Consider the following 18,819-nt stretch of genomic DNA (forward strand, 5'->3'; position numbering starts at 1 on the left):
GAATCTGTGACAACACGCTCAACCAGCGCCCAAAAGACCAAACGCCTCCCGACCAGAGCCCATCCAACCCAGCCAAATCCCAGGTAACCGGACGCGCACAACTAAACCACAAGCACACACCAAAACCACCAGTCACGCACCAAAAAACCAGCCATAGACCCCACAGCCCCACAAAGTCAGGGTGGCCCGGTGGAGTCGGTGGCACCCCCAAAGTTCCGTAGGTGAAATGTGCCCGATATAAAGAACTGCTCAAATGGTCCAGCGATCAGTGGATGAAATTCGCCGCACCCTAATATGGGGGTACTTCTGGGTATTATTTTCCTGGCGTTTTGCCGCTTCGGTCTGGGGATATGCCAACTTTTGCCGCTGTGTGCGCTTCGTGCTGTCATAGCCTATCTGGCTGCTTGCTTTTGCGGAATGGATGGTTGCCGGATTGCCTATTTTAAGATGTTGTCACCTGTATAAAAAACCGCCTTTACCTGCATAAATGATGGTATTAATGGTGCTATTTCGGTAGAATAGTGGATATCAGGGAGGTGGAAAATCATGGCAGGGCAACCAGTTGCTTCGTATCGTGTGCATGCTTGCGATAATCTTTTTGGCGCACATGCGGTGGCTACCAATACGGGTATGTTGAATCTTGTTTTTGGGGTGGTTGCTAGCCGTAATGTCTCTGCGGAGGATTTGCATTCATTGGCATTGACGCTGGCTGCTCAAAGTGGTGGTGTTTATAGCGCTTACCAGTTGGAATACATGCTGGGGTGGGGTATTCGTGTGTGTCAGCATTTGCCACTGTTTCAAGCTCACGTATTAGAGATTGGTGTTGTGGGTGTGCGGCACATTATGGCGATGGAACAGGTTTTCCAGTTGTTGGATAATCCTCTTGAGGCTAGCCTTTGGTCACGGCTGGATGCCGCGTTGGTACAGAAATTCACGCCGACTGTCGCTGACCAACAAGTTCCTTCCGCTCGTAATGTGAAACATTGGCTTGAGGAGCAGTTGCGTACGTGGCTTATTGCGCAGGCTGAGGAGGAACCAGAAATAACGGAAAGCGTATCGTGTATTCCGCTGCCAAATAAAGGGGTTACCGTGCTTAGTGCGGAGCTTACCGACGCCGACGCCGCAGCTGTCCACGCTTGTTTAGAGCGTCATGCCGCAGCGGAGAGAACCTCTCTTTCCCAGGCTCTTGTACAGCTGGTATGCCAACAATCCGCAGGTATTGAAGCTGTACGCAAAATAGTTCTATTTGGCCTCGGGGAGCAAAAACCAAACACCACTCTGGAAGCCACCTACCTGCAAGGAATCGGCCCGCTTTCCGCTTCCCAACGGAAACTCCTAAGCACAACGAATCTTGAATACCAAGACGCTTTAGCCGTGGCTAAGGAAATTTCTGCAGGTCACGAAGCTACCGCATCCTTGCGCAAGCTTGTTATGCTGCGCGACGGCACTTGCAGGTTTCCTGGCTGTGCCTACGAAGCCATCCACTGCGATATTGACCACGTAATTAATCATGAAGCTGGCGGCTGGACCACGCTTTCGAACCTGCAATGCCTGTGTCGCCGCCACCACAATGCCAAAACTGATCGCCGCGTTCGCGCCACCATGCGTATCGACGGCGCGGTCACCTGGCACCATGCGGATGGCACGCTTATTGCCACCACCGTTCCTGTGGGTCAATTAGCAGGAGTTTTCGGAATCCAAAAAGGCATAATAACTAGACACTCTGGGAAAACCTCTGCAGACGACAACACTGCACCACCGAAAAATAATGGGATCGGACGTTGGGGATACACCCTTGCTCAAAAACACGAACGAATACGAAAGCGTGTTCAATTCCGGGGTGAGCAACCGCCGCCCGATGAAGATGAAGACGATGACTGCCCACTAGCAGACGGAGACGTTTTCTGGTGAGTCGCAAATAACACGCCCGCATGCGCAATAACCCCAAGCAGTGGGCCAATAGTTAATGCCAAACACACCCGTACGGCCAGGTCAAAGGGTAGAAGCAGGCAACCAAACGCCACAACTGTGGCTAGGACCCAACCACCCACATAGAGACGGTGCTGCTCGTGCGCAAGCACTGCAGTCCCCGTAATCATTAAAGCTCCAGTACACGCCGAAGCAAATGTTAATACAGCTAGTATTTCCCCTGGTACAAACATATCTGGTCGGAAAAACACCTGCATAATCCACGGACCTATAAGCCATGCAGCCCCCGCACCAATTACACCCGCACCAAACACCAGTGCCAGAGGTTGCAACAATGCCTTTGGTCGATGTAAAAACCGCACAATAAGTGCCGATTGAAAACGCTGCAACGGCACTAAAATCGGAGCACGAGTCAATGTAATCGCAATGATAATTCCACCCAAAGTTACGGAAGCACCAACACTCTCATGTGATGTTGCTTTTACCAGTGTAGGGAAACCAGTAATTAAAGCTGCAGAAGCACCGGTGGCAGTCATTGTAGCTGCTACTCGACGTGCAAACTGTGGTGGATCAACATCAGTAGGTTGTCGCAACGCCATTCGGGCAGGCTGGGAACAGCCTAAAATAACCAACCAACTACAAGCCCCAATAACCGTCACGAAAATATATGCAAACAATCCCCAGCTGAAAAGCCATGCCACAACCACAATGGCCAGCCGAATCCCCGAATCTAAAACAACTAACCAGGCATATTGCTTCCATAACTGCATCGCCGAAAGCGCACCCGAAAGCACGGCCTGATAGGTATAAGACACCAACCCAATAGCCATCAACACCACAGCTGAAGAGTGGTAGGAACTCAGCAGTAAACCTATCCAAAACGGACCAGTACCTATTACCAGTACAGCCGTCGAAATAGCTAGTAACGTACCTAATTTCAATGGCCGAGCAGTTTTTGGCTGGTGTTTGCGGGCAGCGCTTACGGCACGAGTAGTTTCCTGCATAAGGCCATCAAGAAGACCAGTTAACGCAAAAAATAGACCCCAATAGGCGGCAAATTCAGCGGTGCGTTCCTGACCCAGTGCCCCAGCAACAAGCCACAAGAGGATAAAACCAGATGCTGCGGCGAAAATTGTAGCAAAGCTTAAAAACTTCATTTGTGTGCCTCAGGGAACGGTGGCAATTCTCGTTGATATAACCAAGCATTCCAAAGGCTATGAAACTCCGAAAGGGGCACGCGAGCATCACGGCACGCAATCTCGCATGCCAAACGGAAATCCATAGGTTCAACAACCCCATACTTTCCGCTGGCAACATAATTACGTAGTAGTGCGAAGAATGCAGGGTCTCCAAGGAGGCACCTGATTGCGTGTAGCGTTAATGCGCCCCGCTTATACACTCGATCATCAAACATTTTTTCAGGGCCCGGGTCTGCCAAAACCAGGTCCTTAGGCATTTTCTGCAGAATCTCATAGTGATGGCGGGCGGGAAATTCTCCAGAAGAACGTTCGAACCATAGCCATTCTGCATAGCAGGCGAACCCCTCATTAAGCCAAATATCATTCCACTGGGCAAGACCTAACGAGTTACCAAACCACTGGTGGCTTAACTCATGAGCAATGAGGCGTTCCCACTTGCCATTTGCATGATTGCGTCCAAAGATTGAAAGTTCTTGGGCTTCAAGGGGAATTTCAAGTTCATCTTCTGTAAGGACTATGACATAGCGTTCAAATGGATATGGGCCGAAAAGCTCCGTATATACCTCCATCATCTGCACCTGCTTTTGGAAAGCGTGACGAAAACTATTGCGCATGCCACGAGGTATAAACGCAAGAATCGGTACTGGTTGTGCGGCCAGTGGCAACTGCTCGAATTCGCCAATAAGGACGGTTACCAGGTAGGTGGCCATTGGGTGTGAAGGGCGGTAATGCCATGTGGTTCTAGAACCATGCCTGCGTCTACTGATCAATTTGCCATTGGCCACCACGGCATATGGGTTATCGCAGGTCACGCTGATATCGTAGAAGGCTTTTTCATCTGGAGTGTCATCGCAGGGGAACCAGCTAGGGGCTCCATTTGGCTGACTAGCCACCAAAGAACCATTCTCGAGTTCTTCCCAACCAAGTGTTCCCCAGGGACTTTTAACGGCGGTGGGTTTGCCGTTATAGCTAATAGTCAGAGCGAACTCTTGATCTACTGGGATTTCCTGGGCAAAGGTAATGCGGAGTTTGCCCTGTGCCTGCGTTACCTTTTTAATATCAATTTTTAGGCCCGCGGTGCCATGCGCAGCCACTCGGGTGACACGAAGCTCAGGTACTAGATCAAGCGTGAGCTGCCGCAATGGAAGGTAATTATCTATGCTCAGCTTTGCTATTCCCTGCAGATAGTTCGAATTTATGCGGTACTGGAGAGTTAAATCGTAATGTCGAACGTGAAAGCCAAGGTTAAAATCTACCCCGGTGTATTCATCCCGCGTTCCAGGGATTGGAGTGGAACGCAATCGCTTCATTGTTCACCTTCCAAGTTTTGGACTAGCCAAGCACATACTATTGATTCCATAAGCGCGGTTTGTTCATTTGTTGCAGCACCTGCATGTCCGCCTTCGGTGTTTTCAAAATAATCCACAGGTTGCCCAGCGCGCATTAGGGCATCCGCAAATAAACGTGCATGTGCAGGGTGCACACGATCATCGCGTGTCGACGTCGTGATCAGCGCGGGAGGATAGTGGCGTTCGGTGTTTTCAGTTACATGGTGGAGAGGAGAATATGACTCCAAAACCGCGCGTTCGGCTTTGTCTTCCGGGTGCCCATATTCGGCCACCCAGCTTGCACCAGCTAGCCAAGTATGAAAACGCAACATATCCGTTAAAGGAACCTGGGATACAACCGCACCAAGAGCTTCCGGATAACGAGTAAGCGCAACCGCAGACAGCAAACCACCATTCGAACCGCCGCGAATGCCTATTTGCTTATAGGTGGTGAATCCTCGGTCTACAAGGTCACGAATAACTGCCTGGTGGTCTTCAAATATTTTTTCGCGGTTGGTTTTTACAACTGTGTTATGCCAAGAAGGCCCAAATTCGCCTCCACCACGCAAGTTCGCCTGTACAAAAAGATTGCCGCGCTCCATCCAAATCCCCCGAATTGCTGAATAACCTGGCACTAGGGGTACCTCGAAACCGCCGTAAGCATTCACCAACGTAGGAACCGGTTTTTCAGAGAAACGTCCAGTAACAAAATACGGGATAAGCGTGCCATCATTTGACCGCGCCCAATACTGACGGGTTTCCATATCCTTTGTTTGGAACTGGGCTGGTGCCTGCCGCACCGGACGGGACGTCGAAAAGTCGGCGGCATCACCCAACAATAACGTGGTGGGTTGAATAAAGGAACTAGTGGAAAACCAAATTTCATTATCCCGTAGCGGCGAGGTATCCAAAATAGACACCGTGGAATGTTCCGGCAGTGGTAGTGCTACTGGCGGCGAAGCCCAATCCCCCAATGAGAGGCGCATAAGCTGTGTGGACACATTGTCTAAAACGCAAAGCAATAAAAAGTCGCGGGTAAAGTGCAGCCGAGCCAACGATCGCTGTGGTGTTGGGGTAAACAACACCTGAAAGTCTCGATCACCCTCTATAAAAGCATCAAAATCAATAACGCCAAGCCCACCAGAAGGAATGTCAGCAAACGCTTCCCGTGGCCAAAGGAATAACCACTGGTTATGGACAGAAATCTGGCAATCCTCAGGAATATCAAGAGGGGTAAGGCCATTGGAAGTTTCCACGAAATAGCGGGAGCGATAAAAATCTAGTGCCCGCTGCACGAAAACCCGTTCCCACCCGGGCGTAGTATCGGCCCAGCCGCCGACCGCGACGTCGTTACGCACACCTGCGAAAAACAATTCCGCATCAGCTAAGTGCTGGCCTCGACGCCACTTATACACTCGGGCTGGATAACCAGATTCCGTAAGCGAACCTTCACCCATATCCGTACTTACGAGTAATGTGTCCCGATCAATCCAACTCACATCAGTTTTAGCCTCAGGAATAGTAAACGCATTCTCAGATACAAATGTCTTGGTGTGAAGATCAAATTCCCGCAGTACCGACGCATCCGCACCACCCCGAGAAAGCCGGACAAGCGCACGATCAAAACTAGGGAATAGCACATGTGCACCCTTCCAAACCCAGTTTTCGTCTTCTTGTTCAGCGAGTGCATCGATATCGATCAGTGTTTCCCATTGGGGGGTGCCTTCGATATAGCTTGGTGCATCACAACGTCGCCATAATCCTTTAGGGTGTTCCGCGTCCCGCCAAAAATTGAACAGTTTTTCGCCTCTGCGAAGAGGGAAAGGAATACGATCATCAGTATCGAGGATTTCACGGATGCGCAGCTCCAACGCCGAACGAAGTGGGCTTACGTCGAGTCGATGAATGGTCTCCTGCGATCGTTGTTCGGCCCAAGCCAATGCGTTAGGGTTTTCGATCTCTTCAAGGATCTCAGGGGTGGGGGTCGCAGAAGACGTCATAAACCCAATAGTCTACGCCCCGAGCACCCAGAAATAATAGGGCGCTCGGGGCGTAGAATCCGAAACCTACGTTTGTTTAACGATTAAAAGCACGTTCGAAGGTTGGCCAGGAAGTACGAAGATCTTCCTCCCAGTAACCCCAAGAATGTGTGCCGGTTGGGCGGAACTTAAAGTCCCCAGGAACACCAACCTGGTCCATCTTTGCCTTGAGATCATGGGTGCACTGGTTGGTAGCTGCCTCAATTGCGCCACCAAGAATTTTCACATTGGCTTGTGCAAGGGAATTATTGTTCAAACGTGGGTTGGACAACATGTCATATTCGCCAGACATGCCGGAACCGTTAGACACATACACTTCAGTGCCGCGGAGCTTCTCCGCATTAATCAAAGCGTCATTATAGTGCCAGTTGCCAGTGCCAAGCGGACCCCACATCTGCTCGCGGCTGACATTGCCGCGCTTGAGTGTTTCATCCAGGTACCACACAGCCGTGCCACGAGATGTTGCGGCACAACCAGAGAACGAACCAACTGCATCATAGAAACCTTGATGATGCTGTGCATAGAGCAGTGAGGTTGTGCCCGTCATAGACATACCAACGATCGCGCGCTTATTGTTCGCCTTGAGGTAGCCCTCCATTGGGCCAGGGAGCTCTTTGGTGAGGAACGTTTCCCAGTTTTGCTTACCTCCAAGAGATGGCACTTCTTCCACCCAGTCGGTGTAGTAAGAGAACTTACCGGACATTGGGATTACAACATTGACGTCCTTGCTGCGGTAGAAGTCCACAACATCAGTCTGCATAATCCAGTTAGCTACACCCTCGCCACCATCGGCGCCATTGAGCAGATAGATGGTTGGCCGGTCGGGGCCATGGGCGGGAATCACCACAAACGGCACGTCACGTTGCATTGATGGCGAAAACGCCCAAACTTCACGGACATCATCACGTCCAGCGACCTTGCTGCGCCACTGAGGCTCTTCAACATCAGTGCGAGCATTGGGATTAATCGTGGCTAATGGAATATCACCAGCGACCTGAGCGGGAGTTAACTCTGCAGCAGCCGCAGGGCTTGCGGACAGCAAAGCGGAAGTAGCCAAAACAAGGGCGGACACCGGTGCGGCAAGACGACGCGCTAAGTTCATAATGTTTCTTTCTGCGTTGGGGCTTAGGTTTTCAAGCCTTATACAAGCAATACAACGGTTTCGGTTCATACTACGTTAACATTACGCCGAAATTAATGCTCCCCAGATGTGACGCAAAACCCTTTGATGGAGCGAAATGTTAAGAATTGCAAGTTTGGTATTTATTAGTAACTCTGAAGAATTGCCTGACTGTTGTGCGCTTGCGTGTTTGAGGGCATCTATGCTGGAAACTGGATATATAGCAGATTGTCTAACACGTGTTTGAGAAGTTTGGGGTGGCGAGTTGGGTGCCGTAGGTTTGCTGTAGCTCAATGAATGGGATATTTATCTTTGAAGCAATAAAAATAAAATTTTAGATTGTCTGAGATTCTCAGGTTGGCGCATTGCATGTAATCGGTTCAATGTAACTGATGTTGCTGAAGATAACTAGCATGAACTGGGCTGCAAGGTTGAAGCGTGTGCTCTGGATAGGGGAAAATAAGACAAAGAAAACCCCGGCATTTTCACTTTCAATGTTTAAAATACCGGGGTTTCGTGTATGTACTAGATACTATTTATTAAACGCACGTTCATAGGTTGGCCAAGAAGTGCGCATATCTTCTTCCCAATACCCCCAAGAGTGGGTGCCGGTTGGGCGGAACTTAAAGTCGCCTGGGATTCCTAGTTGATCCATTTTTGCTTTAAGATCATGTGTGCATTGGTTGGTTGCAGCTTCAATGCCGCCACCTGCAATTTTGTTTACGCCTTGCTGGATAGGGCTCTTAATCCGTGGGTTGGAGAGCATGTCATATTCGCCAGACATGCCGGAACCGTTAGACACATACACTTCGGTGCCGCGGAGTTTCTCTGCATTAATCAAAGCGTCGTTGTAATGCCAAGTTGGAGTACCCAAAGGACCCCACATTTGAGTGTGGTTTAGACCACCACGTTTCAGCACTTCATCTACCCATGCGACGGAAACGCCGCGCGATGTGGAAGCGCAGCCAGAGTACGAGCCGGCAGCATCATAAAAACCAGGATTATGCTGAGCGTATAGCAATGAAGTAGTAGCACTCATAGACATGCCAACGATGGCACGCTTGTTGTTGGAATTTAGGTGCTTTTCTATGGGGCCAGGGAGTTCTTTAGTGAGGAATGTCTCCCACATTTGCTTGCCGCCTAACCGTGGTTGCTCGGTAACCCAGTCGGTGTAATACGACAATTCGCCGCTCATTGGAATTACAACGTTAACGTTCTTCTCCCGATAGAAATCGATTACATCAGTTTGCATAATCCAGTTCGCGGTCCCCTCACCACCGTCAGCACCGTTCAGCAAATAAATGGTCGGGCGATTTGCCTCGTGAGCTGGAATAACTACAAATGGAACATCTCGCTGCATTGAAGGTGAAAATGCCCAAAGTTCGTAAGCGTCGGTACGCCCATTGAGTTTTTCACGCCATTTTGGAGGTTCGATATCTGTGCGTGCGCTGGGGTTAATTGTTGCCAGCGGCGTGTCTCCTGCAACTTGGCCCGGAGTGAGTTCTGCTGCAGTAGCGGAACCAATAGAAGTGATTGTGGCAGTAAAAATGGCCAGAGCTGTTGCGGGCGCGACTAGACGGCGCACAAAGGACATAATTTTCCCTTCTAATTTCTTAGATTGCAGCACGGTGCTTTCTGTGTTTCATAGCAATTGCTATATCCGTTTCAGCGGTATCTACGTTAACATCTGTTGGGAGAATGCTTTCCGGCCATGTTGGGAGCATCCAAACTACTACCAAGGATTGGAGATCCATCAATGACTTTTATAGAGCAGATTCAGCTCGCTATTAACTCGGCCCTCGGTAACCTTTCTCATGCAGGTTCGTCCGGTTTCAGCTGGATTCTTGCTAGTCTTCGATTGCTCTAAGATTTTGTACAACTTTTGTGGTTAAGGTCGGCTCTTTGACCACAATGTGTTCCCCCCTGAAAAGCACCCCCAATGCCTCGGAACAAGGCAATGCGGGGTGCTTTCTCGTTTTGGTAGGTCAACGTAGCGACAAACATAGGTGCACCACGTATTCTTGGACCCGTGACTGAACATTTTGACGTTGTTGTACTCGGTGCGGGCCCGGGTGGCTATGTTTCCGCCATTCGCGCCTCCCAACTAGGCCTTAAAGTAGCCGTTGTGGAAAAGCAATACTGGGGCGGCGTGTGCCTCAATATTGGATGCATTCCATCCAAGGCGCTACTCAAGAATGCTGAACTCGCACACACTTTCAATCATGAAGCAAAGCTCTTCGGTATTTCTGGAGATGTTTCGTTTGATTTCGGTGCTGCGCATGATCGTTCTCGTAAAGTATCTTCCGGGATCGTAAAAGGTGTTCACTTCTTGATGAAGAAGAATAAGATCACCGAAATTGATGGCTTTGGCGTGTTTAAAGATGCCAAATCATTGCAGATTACTGAAGGCAAAGACGCTGGTAAGACCATTACCTTTGATAACTGCATTATTGCCACTGGTTCTGTTGTTCGTTCATTGCCGGGTGTTGAGCTTTCTGGCAATGTTGTTTCCTTTGAAGAACAGATCCTTTCGCGTGATTTGCCGGATTCCATGGTGATTGTTGGTGCTGGCGCCATTGGCATGGAATTTGCCTATGTCCTGTCTAACTATGGTGTTGACGTTACGATCGTTGAGTTTATGGATCGTGTCTTGCCGAATGAAGATGCGGACGTTTCCAAGGAGATCGCAAAGCAATACAAGAAGCTCGGCGTAAAGCTCCTTACCGGCTATAAGACCACCGGTGTGCGTGATAATGGTGATTCCGTTGAGGTTGATGTGGAGTCCAAGGATGGATCGAAGTCTGAGACCTTAATTGTTGATCGCGTAATGATCTCCATTGGCTTTGCGCCGCGCGTTGAGGGCTACGGTCTTGAGAACACCGGCGTGAAGCTTACGGATCGCGGCGCCATCGATATTGACGAACGCATGCGCACTAACGTTCCCGGTATTTACGCGATTGGCGACGTCACTGCCAAACTGCAACTTGCCCACGTTGCGGAGGCCCAGGGCGTCGTCGCCGCAGAAACAATTGCAAATGCAGAAACTATGGAACTCGGCGATTATATGATGATGCCTCGCGCAACATTCTGTAATCCGCAGGTTGCCTCCTTTGGCTACACCGAGGAGAAGGCTCGGGAAATCGCTAAGGCTGAAGGTCGCGAAATTAAGGTTGCTACCTTCCCGTTCTCTGCGAATGGTAAGGCGCAAGGCCTTGGTGAATCAGCAGGCTTTGTAAAGATTGTTGCGGATGCCGAATACGGCGAGCTGCTGGGGGCGCACATGGTTGGTTCTAATGTTTCAGAATTATTGCCTGAATTGACCCTTGCTCAGAAATTCGACCTTACGGCTGAAGAAATTGGCCGTAATATCCATACCCACCCAACACTTTCGGAAGCTATGAAAGAAGCTGCCGAAGGTATTTGTGGACATATGATTAATTTCTAAAGTTGCAGACTGCAAGCTCGAAAAAAAGTTTTTCAGCGTCAAAAGCAGTAAGGTTGGAGGCGTTGGCGCGATCGCAAAAGTGGCATCGTGTCGGCGCCTATACCTCAGTACGGTGCAATAGTTGAACGGTGTGCATCGATATTAATAGTGCGGTGCACGGGAGGGAATGCGCGCTGCGCGCAATTATCGCGGGTACATACGCGGCAACCTGCGCCTATGGGGGTTGCGCCACTGAAATTCTCCAGGTCCATACCCTGTGAATAGATCGTTCGTTCGGCGTGGCGTGCTTCGCACCCAAGTCCGATAGCAAACAGTTTTCCAGGTTCGTTATAGCGGCTTCGATGGTGCCGAACGGTGCGCGCGATCCAGAGGTAATTTCTGCCATCTGGCATTTGTGTCATTTGACGCATAATCTGTCCGGGATTTGTGAATGTTTCATAAACATTCCACAGTGGACAGGTACCGCCAGAATGTGTGAAATGGAAACCCGTTGCGGATTGTCGCTTCGACATATTTCCGGCACGATCTACGCGCACAAATGTAAATGGAATTCCGCGCAGATTCGGCCGTTGCAGTGTGGAAAGTCTGTGGCAAATTGTTTCATATCCAACGCCGAATATTTGAGACAAATATTCGATATCGTATTGGGAACTTTCAGATGCTGCGTGAAATTGCTGGTAGGGCAGCATAAGTGCCGCGGCATAGTAGGATGCTAGACCGCGAAGTGCCAGGGTTCGAGATTCCTCAGAAGTGAACGTAGTTTCGTTGAGGATTTCTTCCATAAGGTCACCTGCTTCAAGATAGCTGAGTTCGGCGGCCATGCGGAAGGCTTTTTGTCCGGGACTAAGTCGGGTGCTTAGTGTAAGCGTTCTGGTTGCGGGATTGTAGTGATGTAAAACTCCATTAATAGAACGTGAATGCGAAAGGGTGACGCCATGGCGTTGTAGGCGTTGGGTAATTGCGTCTTCCGTGGCCCGAATATCGTATGGGCCTAGCATCATAGTTTCTGCGAGGTCTTCTGCAGTGGTATCTAATGTCCCTAGGTAGTTTTGCCGCGCATAAAAGAAATCCCGCACTTCTTCATGGGGCATTGCTAAAGCTTGTGCACTTGAGCTGGGAGCATCTGGGGTCGGGGAGTGTCGGGTATCTATGGCAAGCGAGAGTTTATCGCGTACATTTCGGTATCTGCGGTGCATATCTACCATGGCGCGAGCCAGGGTTGGATGGTTGTACACCATTTCCGAAATTTCCTGGAGTTCAACTGTGGTGGGGCAGATTTCTTTATCTAGAACCACATCTTGGACTTCGGCGAGTAGGCGCGAATCGTCGTCTCGGGAAAAGAATGTGGCATCGACGCCAAAGGCTTCGGTGATGCGGAGAAGGACCGGAACAGTGAGCGGTCGAACGTCATGTTCGATTTGATTGACATAGCTTGCTGAAAGGCCCAGGGTTGCTGCGAGTGATGCTTGGCTGAGGTCGCGTTCGCGGCGCAGCTGCCGGAGGCGGGAGCCAACGTAGGTCTTTCCCATGTCGGCAACTATAGCCTGCGGGTAAATATTGTTGCATTCTTAACGACTTTGCTTGTGAACCTGTGTGAGTCTGCAAAGAACCCGGCGATATCCTGCAGAAGTAACGATTTTAGGGGATTGGCATCGGAGGATGTTTGGGGTTCTTTGGGGTGATTTTGGCGGGCGCTAGATGACAAGAATATCTGCGTATCAACCCTTTGGATGAATCCAGATGGGGGCAAAGCTTTCAAAGTGCTTTTCCCCCCGTTTTTTCGCAACCTAACTGTTCTTTTATTGAAGTGTCGCACCGATTCTGCAAGTCGCGGGCGTGTGCGAGACGTCGTAAAGTTCGCACAAAGAGGTGAGCCTACCCTAAACCCGGCCTGACCGGCGAAATTCTTTCGCGTGACGTGCGTCACACGAACGTTGGTCAGGTGGAAAGGCCAGCTCACAAGGTCGTAAGGTAAGTACGACACTGGAGGTGCCATGACTGTTAAATATGATGACCGTGACGCACTCGCGCACGGCAAAATTACAGAAAAGCCGCTACGTGAGCGGCCCAAGTTCCCGACATGGGCATTGAAGCTGACCATGGCCGTTACCGGCCTGATTTTCGGTGGCTTCGTATTGATTCACATGATCGGTAACCTAAAGATCTTCATGCCTATGCATGATGGTGTTCATCACATCGATGAGTACGGTGAATTCCTCCGTACTGTTGGCGAGCCACTCGTTCCACGCGAAGGCGTACTGTGGATTTTCCGTATTGTGTTGCTCGTTTCATTGATTCTCCACGTATACGGTGCGTTTGCCATTACCGGTAGAGCTCACCAATCCCGTGGTAAGTTCCGCCGCACTAACCTTATGGGCGGCCTTAACAGCTTTGCTACTCGGTCCATGCTTGTCACTGGCCTTGTACTTTTGCTGTTTATCCTGTTCCACATTCTGGACTTAACTCTTGGTGTTGCGCCCGCAGCTCCAGCAGCTTTTGAGCATGGTGCGGTTTACGCCAATATGGTTGCCAGCTTTAGCCGGTGGCCGGTAGCGATTTTCTATATTGTCGCTATGCTCGTCCTTTTCGTGCACCTTTCGCACGGCATCTGGGTTGCAGTAAGCGACCTTGGTATTACCGGTAAGCGTTGGCGGGCGATCCTGCTTTTCGTTTCGTACCTGGTTCCTGCCGCTGTGATGGTTGGCAATATCACTATTCCCCTGTCCATCGCCCTTGGCTGGATTGGCTAGGAGACATCTATGAGCACTCACTCTGAAGCAATTGTCCAGCCCGACTTTCAAGCTCCGGCTTCCTGTGTTGAAGGCGTGACTATTGGTCGCGTCCTGGACGATCATGCCCCTAAAGGCGTCCCCACAAAAGATGCGTGGGAATGGCAAAAAGACCACTACAATTTGGTTTCTCCGCTGAACCGTCGTAAGTTCCGCATTCTGGTTATCGGTACCGGTCTTTCTGGTGGTGGCGCAGCCGCAGCCCTCGGCGAACTTGGCTATGATGTCAAGGCGTTCACCTATCACGATGCGCCTCGTCGTGCGCACTCCATTGCCGCCCAGGGTGGCGTGAACTCCGCACGCGGCAAGAAGGTAGATAACGACGGCGCGTACCGCCATGTAAAAGACACCGTAAAGGGTGGCGACTATCGCTGCCGTGAGGTGGACTGCTGGCGTCTCGCCTACGAATCTGTTCGTGTTATCGACCATATGAATGCTATTGGTGCGCCATTCGCCCGCGAATACGGTGGCACCCTTGCTACCCGTTCTTTCGGTGGTGTGCAGGTTTCCCGCACCTACTACACCCGTGGCCAAACAGGTCAACAGCTCCAGCTGTCCGCTGCGGCAGCCCTCCAGCGCCAGATTCATCTTGGTTCCGTTGAGATCTTTACCCACAATGAAATGGTTGATCTCATTGTGTCCGAGATTGATGGCAAGAAGGTTTGCCAAGGTGCGGTAATGCGCAACTTGATTACTGGTGAAATCAAGGCGCACACGGGACACGCCGTTATCCTTGCTACTGGTGGCTACGGCAATGTGTACTACATGTCCACGCTGGCAAAGAACTCCAATGCTTCCGCCATTATGCGTGCCTACGATCAGGGCGCTTATATGGCATCACCGTCGTTTATTCAGTTCCACCCAACCGGCCTACCTGTGAACTCGGAGTGGCAATCCAAGACCATTCTGATGTCCGAATCGCTGCGTAACGACGGCCGCATTTGGTCCCCGAAAGAGCCTAAGGACGACCGCGATCCCAATACCATCCCTGAGGATGAGCGTGATTACTTCCTGGAGCGCCGCTATCCGGCCTTCGGTAACCTTGTGCCTCGCGACGTCGCGTCTCGCGCTATCTCCCAGCAGATCAATGCTGGTCTCGGCGTAGGCCCATTGCATAACTCCGCATACCTAGACTTCCGTGACTCCATTGAACGCCTAGGTAAAGACACCATTAAAGAGCGCTACTCCAACCTCTTCCAAATGTATGAAGAGGCCATTGGTGAAGACCCCTACACCAGCCCAATGCGCATTGCTCCTACCTGTCACTTCACCATGGGTGGCTTGTGGACTGACTTTAATGAAATGACCTCCATTGACGGCCTTTTTGCCGCTGGTGAGGCATCTTGGACCTACCACGGTGCAAACCGTCTGGGTGCAAACTCCCTGCTCTCCGCCTCGGTTGATGGCTGGTTCACCTTGCCATTCTCTGTGCCGAACTACCTCGGCCCATTGCTTGGCTCCGAGCGTCTTCCAGAAGATGCACCTGCCGCAGTTGCCGCAGTTGAGCGTGCACAAGCCCGCATTAATAAGCTAATGAGCATTAATGGCAACCACGGCCCAGAGTATTTCCACCGTCAACTCGGCGATATCCTGTACTTCTCCTGTGGCGTGGCCCGCAATGTCACCGATCTTGCATCTGGCATTGAAAAGATCCGTGAATTGCGTAAAGCCTTCTGGTCTGACCTTCGCATTACCGGTGATAAGGACGAAATGAACCAGGTCCTTGAATACGCCAACCGCGTTGCAGACTACATTGACCTCGGCGAACTCATGTGTGTCGACGCCCTCGACCGTGACGAGTCCTGTGGTGCTCACTTCCGTGATGACCACCTTTCCGAAGAAGGCGAAGCCGAGCGCGACGATGAGAACTGGTGCTTCGTCTCCGCTTGGGAGCCAAACGGTGAAAACAAGTTCATCCGCCACGCAGAACCGCTCTACTTCGAAGCGATCCCGCTGCAGACAAGGAACTACAAGTAATGAAACTGCATCTTGAGATCTGGCGTCAGGCCGGACCGACCACCGAGGGACACTTCGAGAGCATCGACGTGGATGATGCTGTCGCACAGATGTCGATCCTCGAACTCCTTGACCACGTCAACGAGGGCCTCATCGAATCCGGCAAAGAACCTTTCGCATTCGCCTCCGACTGCCGTGAAGGCATTTGTGGCACCTGTGGTTTGAATGTAAACGGCCGCCCACACGGCCCAGAACAAAACAAGCCATCCTGCCAACAGCGACTGGTGAACTACAACGATGGTGACACCCTAAAGATCGAGCCAATGCGCTCCGCTGCATATCCTGTTATCAAGGACATGATCGTTGATCGGTCTGCCCTTGACCGTGTTATGCAACAGGGTGGGTATGTCTCCATTAACGCTGGTACCGCACCAGACGCTGACACCCTACATATGAACCACCAGACTGCTGAACTGGCCCTCGACCATGCAGCTTGCATTGGCTGTGGTGCGTGTGTAGCAGCTTGCCCGAATGGCGCAGCTCACCTCTTTACCGGCGCAAAGCTTGTTCACCTCTCCCTTATGCCACTAGGCAAGGAAGAACGTGGCAAGCGTGCTCGCAAGATGGTTGATGAAGTGGAAACAAACTTCGGACCATGCTCACTCTTCGGTGAATGTGCTGATGTTTGCCCAGCTGGTATCCCCCTAACTGCGGTTGCCGCAATTAACAAGGAGCGGGCCCGTGCGGCTTTCTCCGCGAAGGACCACTAAGCTGTAGCTAACGCTACGGTTTTATACGAAAGGCACGATCAGCATGTCTGACGCACACGCACTGCCCGCACGCGAAGATCAGACCTTCCGCGTGTTTGAAGGCGAGCCTCACTATATCGATGGCTATGTACCATCCAGCTTGGATTCCCAGCACTCCTCGCTGCTGCGCAGCTCCACCTGGATTGGAATGGGCATTGTACTTGCAGCAGTTGCTGGTATCGGTACGCTCATCTTTGGTCTGGCAACCCAATCCGTTGGGACCCAGGAGAATGCAAGCTTCTTTACAATTCTTGGCACTGTAATGACCATTGTATTCTTGGTGATCGGATTTGGTCTTATCCATTATGGTCGCCGCCACTACCGCGCCTACGTAGCCGCAACTGGTCGCAAGCACTAAACCGGGAACACTCGTTGCACATACACTGAAAAGTAATGGCAACGAGTGTGCCGTAACGGTCAGACTCCACATCATTGTCGGAGTCCGGCACCTCCACTAAGCCGCCGTCTCATGTGTCATGGGGCGGCGGTTTTGTTTCTAAAAGTTTTTGGTCATTTATTTTTCAGGGTTCCAAAATTGCCTTCCCTAATGTGCGGGGTGAGTGTAGGTTTTGGCAAATGGTGTGGTGGGCGCGGCGTCGAAAAGCAATAAATGGTGCGTAATTAGTTACCTGGGGGTTGTTGTTAAATACACCATCTTGTGTGCAATTGGTGTAAAAGCGTCACCGAACACCCCCTGGAGCTAAGGTTTTGTCGCCAAATACACCAATTGGGCACAACATGGTGTAAAAAACGACGTTTGTTATTTTAGTATCAATATATTGGGCTGGTTGGTGCCGCTATCTCGCTCACACTTGCCGCCTCCGCGCAGCCTTACCGCCAAGGTTGGGGATGTGGGTACATAATGGGTACATGACTGAACCTTTGGCGGTCCCCGGACCTAGCCCTGAAGTGGAGGCGGAGCGACGTCGCTCGTTAAAGCGCTATAAAGCCCTGGCCACGGGGTTGTTGTTTTTTGCTGCGTTGGTGTACTTGGGGTGTCGTTGGCTGGAACTGCATAACGATGCCGTGTGGATCGGCTATGTTCGTGCTGCTGCGGAGGCTGGCATGGTGGGCGGCCTCGCGGACTGGTTTGCCGTGACGGCATTATTCCGCCATCCGTTGGGGATTCCAATTCCACACACGGCGATCGTAAAGAATAAGAAGGACCAGATTGGGGAATCGCTGGGCGGCTTTGTAGGCGAGAATTTCCTTAATGCCGAGCTTATTACTCAGAAAGTCCGTGCGGCAGGAATACCGCAACGTTTGGGGGAGTGGCTGATCGAGCCGGAGAATGCGGAGCGCTTGTCCTCCGAGGCGGGGAAGTTGACGGCGAATATCGTTCGTGCCTTAGATCCAAAGGATGCAGAGGCTGTGATTAATAGCGCATTGATTCAAAAGCTTGCGGAGCCAGATTGGGCACCACCTGCGGGGCGGCTGTTGGACCAATTGATTGCCGAAGGCAAAACGGAACCAATGGTTGATGAGGTCGTTCGCTGGATGCATAAAAAAGCGGTCGGCTCCGAGGAGTTTATTGTTCGAGTATTAGATGAACGTCGTCCGGCGTGGGCGCCAAAGATTTTGCAGGATGTGGTTGGGGATAAGGTATATCGCGAGTTGACGCAGTGGACGGCGGCGGTTGCTCAGAATAAGAATCATGAGGCCCGGAATGCCATACGCAGATTTATTTCGCAATTAGCACATGATCTCCAATTCGATCCTGTAATGCAGCAACGGGTTGAAGGTTGGAAACAGGAGGTAATGGGGTCTACACCGGTGCAAAATGCGGCGGCGGTGATATGGGCGTCGGCAAGCAATTCATTGGTAGAGGCGGCCGAGGATCCGGATTCGGTATTGCGGCGGAAAATCGTACAGCTTGCGCACACCTGGGGCACCAACCTCACTGACGACGCCGCGCTACGTGAAAGCCTCGACCGCAGGGTTACGGGAGCAGCAGCATTCCTCGCTGACAACTACGCCGATGAAATCACCTCAATAATTTCGGAGACCGTGCAACGCTGGGACGCCAATGAAGCCGGAGAAAAAATTGAACTCATGGTCGGCAAAGACCTGCAATATATCCGACTCAACGGTACTGTTGTTGGAGCGCTTGCCGGACTGGTAATCTACGCGGTCAGCCACGCGCTATTCGGAGTTTAGAAAGGACATAAGGTGTCACTGGCGCTTATTACCCTTGTTTTAAGCTGG

General features: G+C 51.2%; 14 protein-coding genes. 7 read left to right on the forward strand and 7 right to left on the reverse strand.

Features of this window, described 5'->3' with window-relative positions; all coding sequences use genetic code 11:
- The first annotated feature begins 546 nt into the window (after positions 1-546).
- Positions 547-1,911: an HNH endonuclease signature motif containing protein gene (locus CFREI_RS00940; protein WP_027012541.1), complete on the forward strand. Its 1,365-nt coding sequence runs from the start codon at positions 547-549 to the stop codon at positions 1,909-1,911.
- Here the strand turns inward: CFREI_RS00940 and CFREI_RS00945 are convergent.
- From CFREI_RS00945 to CFREI_RS00970, 6 genes are all read right to left on the reverse strand, one after another.
- Entirely contained in the window at positions 1,830-3,086 is a 1,257-nt protein-coding gene (locus tag CFREI_RS00945) for an MATE family efflux transporter (protein WP_051255918.1), read from the reverse strand. The two genes, CFREI_RS00940 and CFREI_RS00945, sit on opposite strands and share 82 nt — an antisense overlap.
- The gene (locus CFREI_RS00950; protein WP_027012542.1) at positions 3,083-4,438 is read right to left on the reverse strand and encodes a M1 family metallopeptidase; all 1,356 of its coding nucleotides are present in this window, start codon (positions 4,436-4,438) and stop codon (positions 3,083-3,085) included. Before CFREI_RS00950 ends, CFREI_RS00945 begins: the two co-directional genes overlap by 4 nt.
- Positions 4,435-6,456, reverse strand: coding sequence for a prolyl oligopeptidase family serine peptidase (locus CFREI_RS00955; RefSeq protein WP_027012543.1), 2,022 nt, complete (start codon positions 6,454-6,456; stop codon positions 4,435-4,437). The genes CFREI_RS00950 and CFREI_RS00955 overlap by 4 nt, the downstream gene beginning before the upstream one ends.
- A gap of 76 nt (positions 6,457-6,532) precedes the next feature.
- On the reverse strand, positions 6,533-7,597 hold the full coding sequence (locus CFREI_RS00960; protein ID WP_027012544.1) for an alpha/beta hydrolase: 1,065 nt from the start codon (positions 7,595-7,597) through the stop codon (positions 6,533-6,535).
- Between the two features lie 550 nt (positions 7,598-8,147).
- On the reverse strand, positions 8,148-9,209 hold the full coding sequence (locus CFREI_RS00965; protein ID WP_027012545.1) for an alpha/beta hydrolase: 1,062 nt from the start codon (positions 9,207-9,209) through the stop codon (positions 8,148-8,150).
- Positions 9,210-9,228: 19 nt separating this feature from the next.
- The gene (locus CFREI_RS00970; RefSeq protein WP_156907743.1) at positions 9,229-9,369 is read right to left on the reverse strand and encodes a hypothetical protein; all 141 of its coding nucleotides are present in this window, start codon (positions 9,367-9,369) and stop codon (positions 9,229-9,231) included.
- 275 nt (positions 9,370-9,644) lie between these two features.
- Between CFREI_RS00970 and lpdA the strand changes: the two genes are divergently transcribed.
- On the forward strand, positions 9,645-11,060 hold the full coding sequence (gene lpdA / locus CFREI_RS00975) for a dihydrolipoyl dehydrogenase (protein WP_027012546.1): 1,416 nt from the start codon (positions 9,645-9,647) through the stop codon (positions 11,058-11,060).
- 104 nt (positions 11,061-11,164) lie between these two features.
- Here lpdA and ramB read toward each other — a convergent pair whose 3' ends face one another.
- Positions 11,165-12,589 (reverse strand): acetate metabolism transcriptional regulator RamB, encoded by a 1,425-nt coding sequence (gene ramB / locus CFREI_RS00980; protein WP_027012547.1) that lies wholly within the window; start codon positions 12,587-12,589, stop codon positions 11,165-11,167.
- 465 nt (positions 12,590-13,054) lie between these two features.
- On the opposite strand from ramB, the gene CFREI_RS00985 reads away from it, so the two are divergent.
- From CFREI_RS00985 to CFREI_RS01005, 5 genes are all read left to right on the forward strand, one after another.
- Positions 13,055-13,810, forward strand: a complete 756-nt coding sequence (locus tag CFREI_RS00985) for a succinate dehydrogenase cytochrome b subunit (RefSeq protein WP_027012548.1) — start codon at positions 13,055-13,057, stop codon at positions 13,808-13,810.
- Positions 13,811-13,819: 9 nt separating this feature from the next.
- Complete coding sequence (locus tag CFREI_RS00990; RefSeq protein ID WP_027012549.1) at positions 13,820-15,826, forward strand: fumarate reductase/succinate dehydrogenase flavoprotein subunit; 2,007 nt, start codon at positions 13,820-13,822, stop codon at positions 15,824-15,826.
- The gene (locus CFREI_RS00995; protein WP_027012550.1) at positions 15,826-16,575 is read left to right on the forward strand and encodes a succinate dehydrogenase/fumarate reductase iron-sulfur subunit; all 750 of its coding nucleotides are present in this window, start codon (positions 15,826-15,828) and stop codon (positions 16,573-16,575) included. Before CFREI_RS00990 ends, CFREI_RS00995 begins: the two co-directional genes overlap by 1 nt.
- Before the next feature lie 43 nt (positions 16,576-16,618).
- On the forward strand, positions 16,619-16,972 hold the full coding sequence (locus CFREI_RS01000; protein WP_027012551.1) for a hypothetical protein: 354 nt from the start codon (positions 16,619-16,621) through the stop codon (positions 16,970-16,972).
- A 512-nt stretch (positions 16,973-17,484) separates the two neighbouring features.
- The gene (locus CFREI_RS01005) at positions 17,485-18,771 is read left to right on the forward strand and encodes a DUF445 domain-containing protein (RefSeq protein WP_027012552.1); all 1,287 of its coding nucleotides are present in this window, start codon (positions 17,485-17,487) and stop codon (positions 18,769-18,771) included.
- Positions 18,772-18,819: the final 48 nt, after the last annotated feature.

This window comes from Corynebacterium freiburgense (genome assembly GCF_030408815.1).
Lineage (GTDB): Bacteria > Actinomycetota > Actinomycetes > Mycobacteriales > Mycobacteriaceae > Corynebacterium > Corynebacterium freiburgense.